This window comes from Mycobacterium sp. SMC-15, assembly GCF_045310925.1.
Lineage (GTDB): Bacteria > Actinomycetota > Actinomycetes > Mycobacteriales > Mycobacteriaceae > Mycobacterium.
Genome location: NZ_JBJIAJ010000012.1, coordinates 66950 through 84427 on the forward strand (window position 1 = coordinate 66950; position 17478 = coordinate 84427).

Annotated in this window: 14 protein-coding genes; 13 read left to right on the forward strand and 1 reads right to left on the reverse strand. The window is 68.8% G+C overall.

The annotated features are described in order from the left end of the window. Positions 1-12 precede the first annotated feature (12 nt). The 7 genes from ACJH71_RS17645 to ACJH71_RS17675 are packed head-to-tail and all read left to right on the forward strand — an operon-like array spanning position 13 to position 8090. Positions 13-1374: an ABC transporter substrate-binding protein gene (locus ACJH71_RS17645; RefSeq protein ID WP_406759287.1), complete on the forward strand. Its 1362-nt coding sequence runs from the start codon at positions 13-15 to the stop codon at positions 1372-1374. Then, the gene (locus tag ACJH71_RS17650) at positions 1371-2219 is read left to right on the forward strand and encodes an ABC transporter permease (RefSeq protein ID WP_406759288.1); all 849 of its coding nucleotides are present in this window, start codon (positions 1371-1373) and stop codon (positions 2217-2219) included. Before ACJH71_RS17645 ends, ACJH71_RS17650 begins: the two co-directional genes overlap by 4 nt. After that, on the forward strand, positions 2216-2947 hold the full coding sequence (locus ACJH71_RS17655; protein WP_406759289.1) for an ABC transporter ATP-binding protein: 732 nt from the start codon (positions 2216-2218) through the stop codon (positions 2945-2947). The genes ACJH71_RS17650 and ACJH71_RS17655 overlap by 4 nt, the downstream gene beginning before the upstream one ends. Then, on the forward strand, positions 2944-5655 hold the full coding sequence (locus ACJH71_RS17660) for a fumarate reductase/succinate dehydrogenase flavoprotein subunit (RefSeq protein WP_406759290.1): 2712 nt from the start codon (positions 2944-2946) through the stop codon (positions 5653-5655). The genes ACJH71_RS17655 and ACJH71_RS17660 overlap by 4 nt, the downstream gene beginning before the upstream one ends. A 6-nt stretch (positions 5656-5661) precedes the next feature. Then, positions 5662-6240, forward strand: coding sequence for a TetR/AcrR family transcriptional regulator (locus ACJH71_RS17665; protein WP_406759291.1), 579 nt, complete (start codon positions 5662-5664; stop codon positions 6238-6240). Positions 6241-6282: 42 nt separating this feature from the next. After that, positions 6283-7434, forward strand: coding sequence for an acyl-CoA dehydrogenase family protein (locus ACJH71_RS17670; RefSeq protein ID WP_406759378.1), 1152 nt, complete (start codon positions 6283-6285; stop codon positions 7432-7434). Between the two features lie 17 nt (positions 7435-7451). Beyond that, positions 7452-8090: an FMN-dependent NADH-azoreductase gene (locus ACJH71_RS17675; protein WP_406759292.1), complete on the forward strand. Its 639-nt coding sequence runs from the start codon at positions 7452-7454 to the stop codon at positions 8088-8090. 164 nt (positions 8091-8254) lie between these two features. On the opposite strand, the gene ACJH71_RS17680 is transcribed toward ACJH71_RS17675, so the two are convergent. Continuing rightward, entirely contained in the window at positions 8255-9457 is a 1203-nt protein-coding gene (locus ACJH71_RS17680) for a serine hydrolase domain-containing protein (RefSeq protein WP_406759293.1), read from the reverse strand. A gap of 208 nt (positions 9458-9665) precedes the next feature. Between ACJH71_RS17680 and pyrR the strand changes: the two genes are divergently transcribed. From pyrR to carB, 6 genes are read left to right on the forward strand one after another with little or no spacing between them, the layout of a single operon-like run. Next, entirely contained in the window at positions 9666-10238 is a 573-nt protein-coding gene (pyrR, locus tag ACJH71_RS17685; RefSeq protein WP_406759294.1) for a bifunctional pyr operon transcriptional regulator/uracil phosphoribosyltransferase PyrR, read from the forward strand. Next, entirely contained in the window at positions 10235-11206 is a 972-nt protein-coding gene (locus ACJH71_RS17690; protein WP_406759295.1) for an aspartate carbamoyltransferase catalytic subunit, read from the forward strand. The genes pyrR and ACJH71_RS17690 overlap by 4 nt, the downstream gene beginning before the upstream one ends. Continuing rightward, positions 11203-12495, forward strand: coding sequence for a dihydroorotase (locus tag ACJH71_RS17695; protein ID WP_406759296.1), 1293 nt, complete (start codon positions 11203-11205; stop codon positions 12493-12495). The genes ACJH71_RS17690 and ACJH71_RS17695 overlap by 4 nt, the downstream gene beginning before the upstream one ends. After that, positions 12492-13019 (forward strand): transporter, encoded by a 528-nt coding sequence (locus tag ACJH71_RS17700; protein WP_406759297.1) that lies wholly within the window; start codon positions 12492-12494, stop codon positions 13017-13019. Before ACJH71_RS17695 ends, ACJH71_RS17700 begins: the two co-directional genes overlap by 4 nt. Then, the gene (carA, locus tag ACJH71_RS17705; RefSeq protein WP_406759298.1) at positions 13016-14137 is read left to right on the forward strand and encodes a glutamine-hydrolyzing carbamoyl-phosphate synthase small subunit; all 1122 of its coding nucleotides are present in this window, start codon (positions 13016-13018) and stop codon (positions 14135-14137) included. The genes ACJH71_RS17700 and carA overlap by 4 nt, the downstream gene beginning before the upstream one ends. Next, the gene (gene carB, locus ACJH71_RS17710) at positions 14137-17478 is read left to right on the forward strand and encodes a carbamoyl-phosphate synthase large subunit (RefSeq protein ID WP_406759299.1); all 3342 of its coding nucleotides are present in this window, start codon (positions 14137-14139) and stop codon (positions 17476-17478) included. Before carA ends, carB begins: the two co-directional genes overlap by 1 nt.

The following is a 17478-nucleotide window of genomic DNA, read 5'->3' on the forward strand; positions in this document are numbered from 1 at the left end:
TCAAGGTGTTTCATGAAGAGATCCCTCATTCTGCTGACCAGCGTCGTCCTCGCCCTGGCCGGATGCTCGCTGGATTCCACGACGGCGGGTGATTCCGTCGACGTGGTGGTGGGTTATCAGTCCAAGACCATCAACACCGCGACTGCGGGCACGTTGCTGCGTGCCCGCGGCTACCTGGAGCGCCGGCTCGCCGACATCACCGACCGGACGGGAACTCGCTACCGGGTCGACTGGCAGGACTACGACACCGGGGCGCCGATCACCGCGCAGATGCTCGCCGAGAAGATCGACATCGGCTCGATGGGGGATTACCCCATGCTGGTCAACGGCATCCGAACGCGGGCCAACGAGCAGGCCCGCACCGCGATCGTTTCGGTGACCGGTTACCACCCCGCCGGCGCGCTGAACATGGTGGTGGTGGCCCCCGACTCCCGTGCGGACACCCTGGCCGACCTGGCCGGGGCCAAGGTGTCGGCCAGTGTGGGCTCGGCCGGCCACGGCACGCTGCTGCGCGCACTGGCCGGCACCGGAACCGGCGTCGACGTGCTCAACCAGCAGCCGCAAGTAGGCGCCTCAGCGCTGGAATCCGGTCAGGTTCAAGGCCTGTCGCAATTCGTGGCCTGGCCCGGCCTGCTGGTGTATCAGGACAGGGCACGCCTGCTCTACGACGGCGCCGAACTCAACTACCCGACCCTGCACGGGGTGGTGGTACGCCGAAGCTATGCGCGGGCGCACCCAGAAGTGCTCGACGCATTCCTGCAAGCCCAGCTGGATGCCACCGACTTCCTGAAACGTAAACCGCTGGAGGCGGCCCGCATCGTCGCCGAGGGTAGCGGGCTGCCGCAGGAAGTCGTCTACCTCTACAACGGGCCGGGCGGCACCTCGTTCGACGCGACCCTCAAGCCGCAGCTGGTCGCCGCGTTGAAGAACGACGTGCCCTACCTCAAGTCGATCGGCGACTTCGCCGAGCTGGACGACTTCGACGTGGACGGGTTTGTCGACGACAGGCCGCTGCGCGCGGCGTTCGATGCGCGAAAGCTGGATTACGCCAAGACGGTCGCCGAGGTCGACAAACCCAGGACGGTCGGCGGCGAGCTCTGGCTGGATGGATCCGAAACCACCGTGGCGGTGCCGGATTCCGACGCGCTGCTGGACGCCGTGCGGGCCGCGACCGCGCGCGGCGATCACCTGCGGGCTGCCTACGTCCACGATGCCGAACTGGGCACGCGATGGTTCGCCGACAAATCGGCGTGGGTTCGTGACGGTACGCACTACCTGCCCTTCGACACGACCGCCGGTGCGAGGCGCTATGTCGCCGCCCATCCGGGTGGCGTTGTGGTGGACTACCGGCAGGCCCTGGCGGGTGCGGCATGACCGCGGTCCTCACCGGCGCCCCGGCCGCGGCTGCGCCGGTCGGCGCAGTACCGCGCCGGGCCCGGACACTTCGGCGATCGTGGCTGCTGCGGCTGGTCTCGGTGGCCACCGCACTGGGGCTGTGGCAGTTGCTGACCGTCGCCGACGTGCGGTGGTGGCTGCGGTTCGACACACTGCCCACCGTCGATGAGGTCTTCACCACGCTGGTGCGCCGGTTGGGCACCGAGGCGTACTGGCTGGATCTGGCCCAGTCGTTGACCCGGATCCTCACCGGATTCGGCCTGGCGGCGACCGTCGGCGTCGCCACCGGCATCCTGCTGGGCAGATCGCGGGTGGCCGCCGACGTGGTGGGCCCCCTCACCGAACTGATCCGGCCGATCCCGGCCATCGCGCTGGTTCCGGTCGCGATCCTGCTCTTCCCGGCCAGCGAACAGGGCATCGTGTTCATCACGTTCCTGGCCGCCTTCTTCCCGATCTTGGTCAGCACCCGCCACGCGGTGCGCGCGCTGCCCACACTGTGGGAGGACTCGGTCCGGACCCTGGGCGGCGGACGCTGGGATGTGTTGAGCCAGGTGGTGATTCCGGGCATTCTGCCGGGCGTGTTCGGCGGGCTCTCGGTGGGCATGGGGGTGTCGTGGATCTGCGTGATCTCCGCGGAGATGATCTCCGGGCGCCTGGGCATCGGATATCGCACCTGGCAGGCCTACACCGTGCTGGCCTACCCGGACGTGTTCGTCGGCATCATCACCATCGGCGTGCTGGGGTTCGCCACCTCGGCTGCGGTGGAGACGGTCGGGCGTCGGCTTACCCGCTGGCTGCCGCGCAGCGAGGAGAACGGGCGATGACGGTCGGCATGAGCCTGACGCTGGACCGGGTCCGGTTGTCTTACACCGATTCTCCGGTGATCGACGAGCTGAGCCTGGCCGTGCGCCCCGGTGAGATCCTGGTGCTGACCGGTCCGTCCGGTTGTGGCAAGTCGACGGTGCTGCGCGCACTGGCCGGGTTGCTGCTTCCCGATCAGGGGAGGGTGCTGGCCGACGACACCGAGGTCACCACCACCTCGCGGGACCGTGGCGTGGTGTTTCAGGACAACGCGCTGCTGCCGTGGCGTTCGGTGCGCTCCAACATCGAGCTGGCGCTGCGGCTGCGCGGGGTGCCGCGCACCGGGCGGCGGGCCCAAGCCGACCGGTGGATCGCCGAGCTGGGACTGACCGGTTTCGGCGACTATCTGCCGAAAAGCCTCTCCGGCGGGATGCGGCAACGGGTTCAGCTGGCCCGCGGCCTGGCCGGTGCGCCCCGCGCGGTGATGATGGACGAACCGTTCGGGGCGCTGGACAGCGCCACCCGCGCTGCCATGCAGGCGCTGCTGATCGCCACCTGGCGATCCCACCCGACCACGATCGTGTTCGTCACCCATGACGTCGACGAGGCACTGGCACTGGGAGACCGGGTGGCGGTGCTGGGGCGCGCCGGACAGCCGCTGCGGGCGCTTGTGGAGGTTCCCGAACCCCGCAGTGGCCGAGCAGAACCCGGACTGCGTGCCGCCATCCTCACCGCATTGGAGCACTCATGACGCAGACGCCCTTGCCGATTCCCGATGTTGCGACGCCGCAGCGGCTGGACTGCGACGTGCTGGTGATCGGCGGCGGCACCGCCGGCACTATGGCCGCGCTCACCGCCGCCGAGCACGGCGCCCAGGTGCTGCTGCTGGAGAAGGCTCACGTGCGCCACTCCGGGGCGCTGGCCATGGGTATGGACGGCGTCAACAACGCCGTGATTCCCGGCAAGGCCGAACCCGAGGACTACGTCGCCGAGATCACCCGCGCCAACGACGGAATCGTCAACCAGCGCACCATCTATCAGACCGCCACCCGCGGCTTCGCGATGGTGCAGCGGCTGGAACGCTACGGGGTGAAGTTCGAAAAAGACGAGCACGGCGAGTACGCGGTACGCCGCGTACACCGGTCAGGCTCCTACGTGCTGCCGATGCCCGAGGGCAAGGACGTCAAGAAGGCTCTCTATCGGGTGCTGCGGCAACGCTCGATGCGTGAGAAGATCCGCATCGAGAACCGGCTGATGCCGGTGCGGGTGCTCACCCGGGACGGCCGGGCGGCCGGCGCCGCCGCATTGCACACCCGCACCGGCGAATTCGTGGCCGTCGCCGCCAAGGCGGTGATCCTGGCCACCGGGCCGTGTGGGCGCCTCGGGCTGCCCGCGTCGGGCTACCTGTATGGCACGTACGAGAACCCGACCAATGCCGGCGACGGTTACTCGATGGCCTATCACGCCGGCGCCGAGCTGTCCGGTATCGAATGCTTCCAGGTCAACCCATTGATCAAGGACTACAACGGGCCCGCCTGCGCCTACGTGGCCAACCCGTTCGGCGGCTATCAGGTGAACTCGCTGGGGGAGCGATTCGTCGACTCCGACTACTGGTCGGGGCAGATGATGGCCGAGGTCAAATCCGAGATCGACTCGGCGCGCGGGCCGATCTACCTCAAGGTGTCGCACCTGCCCGACGAGACGCTCGCGGCGCTGGAGAACATCCTGCACACCACCGAGCGGCCCACCCGGGGGACTTTTCACTCCAACCGCGGTCACGACTACCGCACCCACGACATCGAGATGCACATCTCCGAGATCGGTTTGTGCTCGGGGCATTCCGCATCGGGGGTGTGGGTCGACGAGAATGCCCGCACCACGGTTCCGGGGCTGTACGCCGCAGGCGACCTGGCCTGCGTGCCACACAACTACATGATCGGCGCGTTCGTGTTCGGCGACCTGGCCGGTGCGGATGCGGCGGCCACGCTGGGCGAGGTCGCGGCGCCGCAGGACCTGCCGGCCGACCAGCTTGCCGAGGCCCATGAGCTGATCTATCGCCCGTTTCGCCACCCCGACGGGCCGCCGCAGCCGCAGGTGGAATACAAGCTGCGCCGGTTCGTCAACGACTACGTGGCGCCGCCGAAGTCGGCTGCCAAACTGTCGTTGGCGGTGCAGACCTTCGAGCGGATGCGCGGCGAGATCGCCCAGATGGGCGCCCGCAGCCCGCATGAGCTGATGCGCGCCGTCGAGGTGTCCTTCATCCGGGACTGCGCGGAGCTGGCCGCCCGCTCCTCGCTGACCCGTACCGAGTCCCGCTGGGGCCTCTACCACGAGCGGGCCGACCTGCCCGGCCGTGACGACGCCCAGTGGGGCTACCACCTCAACGTGCGCAAACGTGCCGACGGCGCGATGGAATTCCTCAAGCGGCCGGTTGCTCCCTACTTCGTGGCCGTCCCCGAACTCGATGGGCTGCCCCCGACGGATCAGTCGGTGCATGCGGTCTCCCAGCCGCCGCTGCTGGGAGGCCAGGCACCGGCGACCGCGGGGTCACGCGTTACGGCACCGGCCGGCGTGCATCCGCCGTCGCCGCGTATCGCGGCGGTCGTCGCACTCGAGGAGCCGACGCTGGCCGACCTGGCCGGCTTCCTCGGGGATCCCGATCCGGCGGTACGCCGTACCGCGGTCGCCGCGCTGAGCGAGCACACTCCCGACGGCTATGCCGCTGCGCTCTTCGGCGCGCTCGCCGATGCTGACGCCGCGGTGCGCCGGACGGCTGCCGACGGAGCGCGTGAGCTCGTCGAAGTGGTTGCCGACCCGGAGTTGGCCGGGGCGCAGCTGAACTCGCCGGATCCGGTGGTGCGGGCCTGCGTGGTGTACGTGTTGTCCAGCCGGCGGATCGGAGACCCGGCGGACTACCGGGCGGCACTGGCCGACCCCGACCACCGAGTGCGGATCGAAGCGGTGCGCGCACTGGTCTCGGTCGACGACGCGGTGACGGTGGCGATCGGCGCCGGCGACGGTAACCGCGAAGTGCGCATCGCCGCGGCCAACGCCTTGGCGACTTTGCGCGCCGGGGCCGATACCGTGCGGGTCCTGATCGGCGACCCGGACCCGCTGGTCCGTGCGGCCGCGCTGGCCGCGCTCGGTGAGATCGGCTGCGCGCCGCAGGACCTCGCCGTCGTCACGCCGGCACTGCGCGAGTCGGCATGGCAGGTGCGGGTTGGCGCGGCCCGCGCGCTGGTCGGTGCGGACGCCGAGGCGGCGGTGCCGCTGCTGACCGTGGCACTGGAGGACCCGCATCTCGACGTGCGCAAGGCCGCCGTGCTGGGGCTGACCCGCTGGGCCGAATCCGACCTCGCCGCCCACGATGCGCTGGGGATCGCGGTCAAGGACAACGACGCCGACGTTCGCGCGTATGCGCGTCGGGCCTTGCAGGAGGCGGCCGGGTCAGTACGCTGACTGGCCATGGCCACGTCGGGCGCAGTTGGCGGGTCGGGTGGCAATCCCCGGCTGTCCGTGCAGGACTGGGTGCAGGCCGGTTTCCGGATTCTGTCCGAAGACGGGCTCAAGGCTCTGACCATCGACCGGCTCTGCAAGCGGCTCGGGGTCACGAAGGGCAGCTTTTACTGGCATTTCGCCGATATGAAGGCCTACCGGCAGGCGCTGGTCGACACCTGGGCCGCCGTGCGCGACTCCGACCGTGGCGACTTCGATGCGCTGTCGGAACTGCCGCCGCGTGAGCGGTTGTCGCGCATGATGACCGCGTTGGTCGGGCCCGCCCATTGGATGCTCGAACGCGCAATGCGCGAATGGGCGCGCTCGGAGGACAGCGTCGCCGTGGCGGTACGCAGCTCGGATCGGCGGGTGCTCAAAGCGGTTCGGCAGGTGTTTCTCGACGACGGCTTCGACGCAGACGAGGCCGACATGCGTGCCAACGCAACATTCGCCGCCGGGATCGGGTTTCTGCATCTGTCCGGTGCCGCGCCGAGCTCACGGGCGGCGGGACGGCGGGAACAGTTCCTGGATGTCATGCTGCGACACTGACCTCCATACCAAAAGGTATGGTACGGTCCGGGCATGGCGACCATGACGGCACCCTTGGTGACCGAGGAATTCATCTCCCAACTGGCGCAACGCGCCGCGGCAGCCGAAGAGCTGCGCCGCCTGCCGGCGGACACCGTCGAGGACTTCCACAAGTCCGGACTGGCCGGCCTGCTCTTGCCGGCGCGCTACGGCGGGCGGCAGGCCGAGTTTCCCGAGATCCTCGACCCGATCCGGCGCATGGCGCATGGCTGCGCATCGAGCGCCTGGACGCTCGGGTTCTACATGCTGCACAACTGGATGCTGGCGCTCTTCGGTGAGCAGGCCCAGGACGAGGTGTTCGCTGCCGGGCCGGTGCTGTGCCCGGCGCCGTTGGCGCCGACCGGACGCGGCGTGCCCGACGGTGACGGAATCCGGCTGTCCGGGCGATGGTCGTGGGCGACTGGGGTCATGGACGCCGACTGGATCATGGTCGGGGCGATCTGCGGACCCGACGACGCTCCCTACCCGGCGCTGGTGCTGCTCCCGGCCGCCGACATTCGCGTCGAGGACGTCTGGCACACCGCGGGCATGCGGGCCACCGGTTCCAATGACGTCGTCATCGAGGATGTGGCCGTCCCGTCCCACCGGCTGGTCAAGGTCGTCGACATCTACTCCGGTACCGCCCCCGGCGCCGAGCTGCACGACGCGTCGGCGTACCGGTGGCCGATGGTCCCGGCGCTGGCCTTGGTCGCCGCGATGCCCGCCCTCGGGTCGGCCGAATGGGTCGCGGACCTGTTCGCCGAGCGGTTGGCCGAACGGGTCCTGGCGTATTCCGGTGCCGCGCAGAAGAACCAGCCGGCAGCCCAGATCCGCCTCGGCGATGCGCGGGTTCGGCTGCGTGCACTGCGCGGCCTGCTCGCCGACACCGTCGGCCGGATTCAAGACGCGGTGGACGCGGGAGAGCGGATCGGCCGCCCGGTTCGGGCCGACGCCCGGGCAGCGGCCGCGCATATCGTGCACGAATCCCGCTCCGTGATCGCCGATCTGCTCGAAGCCTCCGGTGCCAGTGCGCAGTTCGTGAGCAACCCGCTGCAGCGTGCTAAACGCGATGTCGACGTGATCTGCGGGCACGTAGTCTTCGACTACGACGTGGCACGCGAGTTGTCTGGCGCACTCGAGGCCGGCGTGAAGATCTCACCGATCTCGATGATCTGACCGACGTAAAGGACACCATGAAAACTCTGTGGGTGGAGGCGAGTCCGAAGCAAGAGCACTCGCTGTCCTCGGCGCTGACCCAGGCCTTCCTGGATGCCGCGCCCGCGGCCGCGGTCGGCGAGGTCGAACGGTTCTCGGTGTGGACCGACGAGATGTTGGTGTTCGGCCGCGACGCCGCGTTCGCCAAGTTCGCTCCGCTCTACGGCGAACGCCGAACCCCCGAGCAGAAGCAGATCTGGTCGGACGTGCTGGCCGAAATCGAGCGGGTCCGCTCGTTCGATCGGCTGGTGGTGTCGTCGCCGATGTGGAATTGGCATGTGCCGCATGCGCTGAAGGCCTGGATCGACGTCATCGTGCAACCGATGGCCAGCTTCACGCTCAACGAGCGCGGCGAACACGTGGGCACGCTGGGGGAGGGCAAGCCGCTGCAGCTCATCTTGACCCGCTCCAGTGCCTACGACGGCGACCGCGCCGACCTGCAGGACTTCCAGCGGCCCTACCTGGAGTATGTGTTCACCATGCTGGGCTACTGCGTCCAGACCCTGGTCTTCGAGCCGACCACGCGGTGGACCCCCGAGGAGCGGGCGCAGATGCGCGATGCCGCGCTGGAGAAGGCCCGCCGCGCGGGACAGCGGCTCGCGGGGGAGAGTCGCTAGCCCAGAGCTGCCCCGGCGTGGGTCGGCTTAGGGGAATAGGAGAGCTGCCCGCCTCTGAGCGACAAGGGCGGGAGCGTGGACGAGCCCATTGCGATTTGTCGCTCGGAGCCAGACAACTATCCCTATGGGTTCCTGTCGAGAACGTGGCTAACCGCTCGCCCGGCTCACAAACCCAGGGCTGCGTAGGTCCGCCGGACGAACTTCGGCTGCGCCACCCGCAGTTTGGCGATCGAGGTATTGCCGGCGACCGCGACGGCCATGTCCGTGGACAGCGTCGGGGAATTCTGCACCAGATAGATCAGGATCAGGTCCGCGGCCGGATCCGCCTGCCACCAGGTGCCGTAGGCGCCCGGCCAGCCGAACGCGCCCGCACCGCCCGGCCCGAACAGCGGCTGGGACTTCGCCGGGTCGGTCACCACCGACAGATTGAGCCCGAACCCGCGCCCGACCCAGAACGGGGCGCCCAGGAACGGGTGGCGCTTCTGGTCGTCGGTGAGCTGGTCGGTGCGCATCGCCCGCGCCGAGGAGGCCGAGAGCACCCGGGTGCCGTCGAACATGCCGTCGGCCAGCAACATGCGGGTGAACGCCAGGTAGTCGTCGGCGGTCGACATCAAGCCGCCCCCGGCGTTGGGAAACGCCGGCATCGCGATCGGCACCGGCCCCATCGCGTCGTCGCGCAGCGTGTCCCCGTCGACGCGGTACATGGTGGCGCTGCGCCCGCGTGCCTGCGGAGTGACGCAGAAACCGGTGTCGACCATCCCCAGCGGGCCCAGGATCCGCTCCTCGATCACCTGCGGCAGTGGCTTGCCCTCGATCCGCGACAGCAGCACGCCCAGCACGTCAGTGCCGTGGCCGTAGGTGACTCGCTCACCGGGCTGGTCCACCAGGGGAAGCGCAGCCAGTGCCGTCAGCCACGCTTCGGGTCCGCGTCCGAAGGGCAGCCGCTGGTACTCCCGCGCGATGGGGCCGGGGACGGAGAATCCGTAGCCGATGCCGCAGCGGTGCGTCATCAGATCGTCGACCGTGAGCGCTCGCCGTGCCGCGGTGGTGGCCTCCAGCGAACCGGCGGGCTCCACCAGCACCCGCGGTGCGGCGAACTCCGGCAACCAGTGCGCGATGGGGTCGGTGAGTCGCAGTCGGCCCTCGTCGACCAGAGTCATCGCGGCGGCGATGGTGACCGGCTTGGTCATGGAGGCGATCCGGAACACCGTGTCGCGGGTCATCGGCAGGCCGGCACCGACATCGCGATGGCCGATCTCGTTGACCTGCAGCACCGTGCCGCGCTGCCAGACGAGTGTCACCACGCCGGCGAGCAGGCCGGTGTCGCAGGCCTCACGCAGCGGCGCCTGATTGGGGTCGAGATTCACCCGGTCAGGTTAGCGGCGCCATCTCGCCAGCGGCGTCGCTACCTCCCTCCGCGAGGGTGCGTGTCTGTGCACCGACACGCCGCATTTGCGCGTACAGCCGCGCACGCTCGCGCAAGGCAACCAGTGGGCGGATGTTAGGCTACGCGGCAGTTCGACATCCTTTAACGATCCGTCCTGCGAGGCGGAGAAGGAGGTCCTGCGGTTTCGCATGGCTGCTGCCGGTAATTCCAGCACCGACCGGGAATTGATGTCCTCGGCGGATGTGGGTCGCACTGTTTCTCGGATCGCACATCAGATCATCGAGAAGACGGCTTTAGACGACCCCGATAGAGCTAACGCCCCGCGCGTCGTGCTGTTGGGTATTCCCACCCGCGGCGTCACCCTGGCCCAGCGGCTGGCCGGCAAGATCAGCGAATTCTGCGGTGTCGACGTCGCGCACGGCGCGCTGGACATCACCTTGTACCGCGACGACCTGATGCGTCAGCCCCCGCGGCCCCTGGAACCCACCTCGATCCCGGCCGGCGGCATCGATGACGCGTGCGTGATCCTGGTCGACGACGTGCTCTTCGCCGGTCGATCGGTGCGGGCCGCACTGGACGCGCTGCGCGACGTGGGCCGGCCCCGGATCGTGCAGCTGGCGGTGCTGGTGGATCGCGGCCATCGGGAGCTGCCGGTGCGCGCCGACTACGTCGGCAAGAACGTGCCGACCGCCCGCGGCGAAAGCGTGCACGTCTTACTGGCTGAACACGACGGTCGCGACCAGGTGGTGATTACTCGATGAGCACCAGGCATCTGTTGGCAGCCGGCGACTTGAGCCGCGATGAGGCCACCGCGATCCTCGACGACGCCGACCGCTTCGCCCAGGCGCTGGTGGGGCGCGAGGTCAAGAAGCTGCCCACCCTGCGCGGGCGCACCGTGATCACCATGTTCTACGAGAACTCCACCCGGACCAGGGTCTCCTTCGAGGTGGCCGGTAAGTGGATGAGCGCCGACGTGATCAACGTGTCCGCGTCGGGTTCCTCGGTGAACAAGGGGGAGTCGCTGCGCGACACCGCGTTCACCCTGCGGGCCGCCGGCGCCGACGCGCTGATCATCCGTCACCCGGCTTCGGGTGCGGCACACCTGCTCTCGGAATGGACCGGAGCCGCCGAAGACGGCGGTCCCGCGGTGATCAACGCCGGTGACGGCACCCATGAACACCCCACCCAGGCCTTGCTCGACGCGCTCACCGTGCGTCAGCGCCTGGGCGGTATCGAAGGCCGCCGCGTCGTCATTGTCGGCGACATCGTGCACAGCCGGGTGGCCCGCTCCAACGTGAGTCTGTTGTCGACCCTGGGCGCCGAGGTGGTGCTGGTGGCTCCGCCGACGCTGTTGCCGGTCGGGGTGGCCGACTGGCCGGTGACGGTCTCGCATGACTTAGACGCCGAGTTGCCGGCCGCCGACGCGGTGTTGATGCTGCGGGTGCAGGCTGAACGGATGACCGGCGGATTCTTCCCGTCGACGCGGGAGTACTCGGTGCGCTACGGGCTGAGCGAGAAGCGCCGGGCGATGCTCGCCGACCACGCCGTGGTGCTGCACCCCGGCCCGATGCTGCGCGGCATGGAGATCTCCTCGTCGGTGGCGGACTCGTCGCAATCCGCGGTGCTGCAACAGGTTTCCAACGGTGTCCATGTGCGCATGGCGGTGCTGTTCCATCTGCTGGTGGGCAGTGAATCCACGGGGTCGGCGGGAGAGGAAGCGGCGCTGTGAGCGTGCTGATCCGCGGAGTGCGGTGTTACGGCGAAGGTGACCAGGTCGATGTGCTGGTGACCGACGGCCAGATCGCGCAGATCGGTACCGGTCTGTCCGTACCGGATGACTGCGAGGTCATTGACGCGCCCGGACAGGTGTTGCTGCCGGGCTTCGTCGACCTGCACACCCACCTGCGTGAACCGGGACGCGAATACGCCGAGGACATCGAAACCGGCTCGGCGGCGGCGGCCCTGGGTGGCTACACCGCGGTGTTCGCGATGGCCAACACCGATCCGGTGGCCGACTCTCCGGTGGTCACCGACCATGTCTGGCAGCGCGGACAGCAGGTCGGCCTGGTCGACGTGCACCCGGTCGGCGCCGTCACGGTTGGACTGGGCGGCACCCAGCTGACCGAGATGGGCATGATGGCCGCCGGTACCGCGGGCGTTCGGATGTTCTCCGACGACGGCGTCTGTGTTGATCACCCCCTGGTGATGCGACGCGCGCTGGAGTACGCGACCGGACTGGGGGTGTTGATCGCCCAGCACGCCGAGGAACCTCGGCTGACTGTCGGCTCGGTCGCCCATGAGGGGCCCAACGCCGCCCGGCTGGGCTTGGCCGGCTGGCCGCGGGTCGCCGAAGAATCGATCGTGGCTCGGGACATCCTGCTGGCCCGCGACGCGGGCGCCCGCCTGCACATCTGCCATGCGTCCACCGCCGGAACGGTGGAGCTTCTGAAATGGGCTAAGGCGCAAGGCATCTCGGTGACCGCAGAAGTCACCCCGCATCATCTGATGCTCGATGACAGTCGACTGGCCGACTACGACGGACGCAACCGGGTCAACCCGCCGCTGCGCGAGGCCAGTGACACAGTCGCCCTGCGCCGCGCCCTGGCCGACGGCGTCATCGACTGTGTGGCTACCGATCACGCCCCGCACGCTGATCATGAGAAGTGCTGCGAGTTTTCCATCGCTCGGCCCGGGATGCTGGGCCTGCAGACCGCGCTGTCGGTAGTGGTGGCCACCATGGTGCAGACCGGCCTGTTGACCTGGCGCGACGTGGCCCGGGTGATGAGCGAGCGGCCGGCCCAAATCGTCGGTCTGCCCGACCAGGGCCGCCCGCTGGAGGTGGGCGAGCCGGCCAACCTGACCGTGGTCGATCCCGACACGACCTGGGTGGTCACCGGTGCGCAGCTGGCCAGCCGCTCGGACAACACCCCCTATGAAGAGATGACCTTGCCCGCGACCGTCACCGCGACCCTGCTGCGTGGCCGGATCACCGCCCGGGACGGAAAGAGCCCGGCATGAATACCCCCACGTTGATCGGCTCGCTGGTCTTCGCTTTTCTGCTGGTGGTGCTGATCGGCGTGGTGATCCGGCTGATGATGCGCGGTTGGCGCCGTCGCGGCCAACTGCAGGACGCGCTGATCGGGACACTGCCGACGGTGCCCGACACGGTGGGGGCGCCGACCGTGGCTGCCACCCGCGGGCAGTACCTGGGGTGCACGCTGGCCCCGAAGTGGAACGACCGGGTGGTGGTCGGAGACCTGGGCTATCGCACCAAGGCGGTGCTGACCCGCTACCCCGAGGGGATCATGGTGCAGCGCAGCGGCGCCCGGCCGATCTGGATCCCCGCAGACACGGTGATCGCGGTCCGCACCGAACGCGGTATCGCCGGGCGCACTATTCCTTCTTTCCCCACCCGACCCTACGACGGAGTGCTGGCGATCCGCTGGCGACTGCCGTCGGGCACCGAGATAGACACCGGCTTCCGCGCGGACGACCGCGCCGAGCACAGCCGCTGGTTAGAAGAAGAGGAAGACGACAGATGAACTCGCGAGCGGTGCTGGTTCTCGAGGACGGCCGGACGTTCACCGGAACGCCGTTCGGGGCCGTGGGACAGACCCTGGGTGAGGCGGTGTTCTCCACCGGGATGTCCGGCTACCAGGAGACCCTGACCGACCCCAGCTATCACCGGCAGATCGTGGTGGCCACCGCCCCGCAGATCGGCAACACCGGCTGGAACCGCGAGGACGGGGAGAGCCGCGACGAAAAGATCTGGGTGGCCGGCTATGTCGTGCGCGACCCGTCGCCGCGGGCGTCGAATTGGCGGGCCACCGGCACGCTGGACGACGAGCTGATCCGCCAGGGCATCGTCGGAATCGCCGGGGTCGACACCCGGACCATCGTGCGTCACCTGCGCAATCACGGATCGATGAAGGCCGGGGTGTTCTCCGGTGACGCGCTGGCATCGCCGGATGAGCTGGTGACCCGGGTCCGCGAGCAGCCGTCGATGCTCGGCGCCGATCTTGCCGGCCAGGTCAGCACCGACGCGGGATACGTGGTGGAACCCGAGGGCGCGCACCGGTTCACCATCGCCGCGCTGGACCTGGGCATCAAGACCAATACCCCACGCAACTTCTCGCGGCGCGGAATCCGCAGCCACGTACTGCCGTCGTCGGTGGACTTCGCGGCGATCGCCGACCTGAAGCCGGACGGGGTGTTCCTGTCCAACGGGCCCGGGGACCCGGCCACCGCGGAGGCGATGGTGGCGTTGACCCGCGAGGTGCTCGGTGCCGGAATCCCGCTGTTCGGAATCTGTTTCGGAAACCAGATCCTGGGCCGGGCGCTGGGGCTGAGCACCTACAAGATGACGTTCGGCCACCGCGGCATCAACATCCCGGTGATCGACCACGCCACCGGCCGGGTGGCGGTGACCGCGCAGAACCACGGCTTCGCACTGGAAGGCGAAGCGGGCCAGCGCTTTGACACCGACTTCGGTCCGGCGGTGGTGAGTCACACCTGCGCCAACGACGGAGTCGTTGAGGGCGTCAAGCTCGCCGACGGCCGGGCGTTCTCGGTGCAGTACCACCCGGAGGCCGCGGCCGGACCGCATGACGCGGAATACCTGTTCGACCAGTTCGTCGACCTGATGGCAGGGGAGAAGTAATGCCGCGCCGTAGTGACCTGCGCCATGTTCTGGTGATCGGCTCCGGGCCGATCGTGATTGGCCAAGCGTGTGAATTCGACTATTCGGGAACCCAGGCCTGCCGGGTGCTCAAGGCCGAAGGCCTGCAGGTGAGCCTGGTCAACTCCAATCCGGCCACCATCATGACCGACCCCGAGTACGCCGACAACACCTACGTCGAGCCCATCACCTGGGAGTTCGTCGAAAAGGTGCTCGCTCAGCAAGCCGAGCGCGGCAACAAGGTCGACGCCCTGCTGGCCACCCTGGGCGGGCAGACCGCACTGAACACCGCGGTGGCCCTGCACGAGCACGGGGTGCTGGAGCGGTACGGAGTGGAGCTGATCGGCGCCGACTTCGAGGCGATCCAGCGTGGCGAAGACCGCCAGCAGTTCAAGGACATCGTTGCCAAGGTCGGCGGCGAGTCGGCGCGTTCCCGGGTCTGCTACACCATGGCGGAGGTCGAAGAGACCGTCGCCGAACTCGGGCTGCCCGTCGTCGTTCGCCCCTCCTTCACCATGGGTGGCCTGGGATCGGGACTGGCGGCCAGCCTCGACGAGGTAGCGCGGATGGCCGGTGACGGCCTGGCCGCCTCCCCGACGGCCAACGTCCTGATCGAAGAATCCATCTACGGGTGGAAGGAATTCGAGCTCGAGTTGATGCGCGACGGCAACGACAACGTCGTCGTGGTCTGCTCGATCGAGAACGTCGACCCGATGGGCGTGCATACCGGCGACTCGGTGACCGTCGCACCGGCGATGACGCTGACCGACCGCGAATACCAGAAGATGCGTGACCTGGGGATCGCGATCCTGCGCGAGGTCGGGGTGGATACCGGCGGTTGCAACATCCAGTTCGCGGTCAACCCCCAAGACGGCCGACTCATCGTGATCGAGATGAACCCGCGGGTCTCGCGATCCAGCGCGCTGGCGTCGAAGGCGACCGGTTTCCCGATCGCCAAGATCGCCGCCAAGCTCGCGATCGGCTACACCCTCGACGAGATCATCAACGACATCACCAAAGAGACCCCGGCCTGCTTCGAGCCGGCACTGGACTACGTCGTGGTCAAGGCACCGCGCTTCGCGTTCGAGAAGTTCCCCGGCGCCGACCCGCGGCTGACCACCACCATGAAGTCGGTGGGCGAAGCGATGTCGTTGGGCCGCAACTTCATCGAGTCGCTCGGCAAGGTGATGCGCTCGCTGGAAACCGATCGTGCCGGGTTCTGGACCAAACCGGATCCCGAAGGCAGCGCCGACGACGCGCTGGCGCGGTTGCGGGTGCCCACCGAGGGCCGGCTCTATGACATCGAGCTGGCGCTGCGCCTCGGCGCCACCGTGGAAGCGGTCGCCGAGGCCTCCGGGGTGGACCCGTGGTTCGTCGAGCAGATCAACGGCCTGGTGGCGCTGCGCACCGAGGTCGTCGACACCCCGGTGCTCGACGCGGATCTGCTGCGCCGCTGCAAGTACAGCGGCCTGTCGGATCATCAGATCGCCGTGCTGCGCCCGGAACTGGCCGGCGAGGACGGGGTGCGGCTGCTGCGCGACCGGCTGGGCATCCACCCGGTTTTCAAGACCGTCGACACCTGCGCGGCGGAATTCGAGTCCAAGACGCCGTATCACTACAGCACCTTCGAGCTTGACCCCGCCGCCGAGACCGAGGTGGCAGCCCAGGACGTCAAGCCCAAGGTGCTCATCCTGGGGTCCGGACCCAACCGGATCGGCCAGGGTATCGAGTTCGACTACAGCTGCGTGCACGCCGCGATCACCTTGAGCCAGGCCGGGTTCGAGACGGTGATGATCAACTGCAACCCCGAGACGGTGTCCACCGACTACGACACCGCCGACCGGCTCTACTTCGAACCGTTGACGTTCGAAGACGTGCTCGAGGTGTACTACGCCGAACAGCAGTCGGGCCAGGGCGGACCCGGCGTGGTCGGCGTGATCGTCCAGCTCGGCGGGCAGACCCCGCTGCGGCTGGCCCAGCGGCTGGCCGACGCCGGAGTGCCGATCGTCGGGACCAGCCCGGAAGCCATCGACCTGGCCGAGGACCGCGGCGCGTTCGGCGATGTGCTGACCACCGCCGGGCTGCCGGCGCCGCGGTACGGCACCGCCACGACCTTCGAGCAGGCCAAACGGATCGCCGCCGACATCGGCTACCCGGTCCTGGTGCGTCCGTCGTACGTGCTGGGCGGGCGGGGCATGGAGATCGTCTACGACGAAGAGACTCTGCACGGCTACATCACCCGGGCCACCCAGCTGTCGCCGGAGCATCCGGTGCTGGTGGACCGGTTCCTGGAAGACGCCATCGAGATCGACGTCGACGCGCTGTGCGACGGCAGCGAGGTCTACATCGGCGGCATCATGGAGCACATCGAGGAAGCCGGCATCCACTCCGGTGACTCGGCCTGCGCATTGCCGCCGGTGACGCTGGGGCGCAGCGACATCGAGAAGGTGCGGCGTGCCACTGAGGCCATCGCCCACGGCGTCGGGGTGGTGGGGCTGCTCAACGTGCAGTTCGCCCTCAAAGACGACGTGCTCTACGTGCTGGAGGCCAACCCGCGGGCCAGCCGGACGGTGCCGTTCGTGTCCAAGGCCACCGCGGTGCCGCTGGCCAAGGCCTGCGCGCGCGTCATGCTGGGCACCACGATCGCCGAACTGCGGGCCGAGGGGCTGTTGGCCGCCTCGGGGGACGGGGCCACGGTCGGTCCGAACGCGCCCATCGCGGTCAAGGAGGCGGTGCTGCCGTTCCACCGCTTCCGCCGCGCGGACGGCTCCGGCATCGACTCACTGCTCGGCCCGGAGATGAAGTCCACCGGTGAGGTGATGGGCATCGACCGTGACTTCGGCACCGCGTTCGCCAAGAGCCAGACCGCCGCCTACGGCTCGCTACCGGCCCAGGGCACGGTCTTCGTGTCGGTGGCCAACCACGACAAGCGGTCGCTGGTGTTTCCGGTCAAACGGCTCGCTGACTTGGGATTCCGGGTCCTGGCCACCGAGGGAACCGCGGAAATGCTGCGCCGCAACGGGATTCCATGCGATGTGGTGCGCAAGAATTTCGAGGAGCCCAGTCCACAGCGCCCGGAGCTGACCGCGGTGGACGCGATCCGCGCCGGTGAGGTGGACCTGGTGATCAACACGCCGTATGGCAACTCCGGTCCGCGGGTGGACGGCTACGAGATCCGTTCGGCAGCGGTCAGCGTGAACATCCCGTGCATCACCACCGTCCAGGGCGCGGCCGCGGCGGTGCAGGGCATCGAGGCCGGCATCCGGGGCGATATCGGGGTGCGTTCCCTGCAGGAACTGCACAGCACCCTCGGCGGGCAGTAG

What these genes read in the sequence shown, in the direction of transcription:
- ACJH71_RS17645 (WP_406759287.1), top strand. Translation starts at nt 13, where the DNA reads ATGAAGAGATCCCTCATTCTGCTGACCAGCGTCGTCCTCGCCCTGGCC.
- ACJH71_RS17650 (WP_406759288.1), top strand. Translation starts at nt 1,371, where the DNA reads ATGACCGCGGTCCTCACCGGCGCCCCGGCCGCGGCTGCGCCGGTCGGC.
- ACJH71_RS17655 (WP_406759289.1), top strand. Translation starts at nt 2,216, where the DNA reads ATGACGGTCGGCATGAGCCTGACGCTGGACCGGGTCCGGTTGTCTTAC.
- ACJH71_RS17660 (WP_406759290.1), top strand. Translation starts at nt 2,944, where the DNA reads ATGACGCAGACGCCCTTGCCGATTCCCGATGTTGCGACGCCGCAGCGG.
- ACJH71_RS17665 (WP_406759291.1), top strand. Translation starts at nt 5,662, where the DNA reads ATGGCCACGTCGGGCGCAGTTGGCGGGTCGGGTGGCAATCCCCGGCTG.
- ACJH71_RS17670 (WP_406759378.1), top strand. Translation starts at nt 6,283, where the DNA reads ATGACGGCACCCTTGGTGACCGAGGAATTCATCTCCCAACTGGCGCAA.
- ACJH71_RS17675 (WP_406759292.1), top strand. Translation starts at nt 7,452, where the DNA reads ATGAAAACTCTGTGGGTGGAGGCGAGTCCGAAGCAAGAGCACTCGCTG.
- pyrR (WP_406759294.1), top strand. Translation starts at nt 9,666, where the DNA reads ATGGCTGCTGCCGGTAATTCCAGCACCGACCGGGAATTGATGTCCTCG.
- ACJH71_RS17690 (WP_406759295.1), top strand. Translation starts at nt 10,235, where the DNA reads ATGAGCACCAGGCATCTGTTGGCAGCCGGCGACTTGAGCCGCGATGAG.
- ACJH71_RS17700 (WP_406759297.1), top strand. Translation starts at nt 12,492, where the DNA reads ATGAATACCCCCACGTTGATCGGCTCGCTGGTCTTCGCTTTTCTGCTG.
- carA (WP_406759298.1), top strand. Translation starts at nt 13,016, where the DNA reads ATGAACTCGCGAGCGGTGCTGGTTCTCGAGGACGGCCGGACGTTCACC.
- carB (WP_406759299.1), top strand. Translation starts at nt 14,137, where the DNA reads ATGCCGCGCCGTAGTGACCTGCGCCATGTTCTGGTGATCGGCTCCGGG.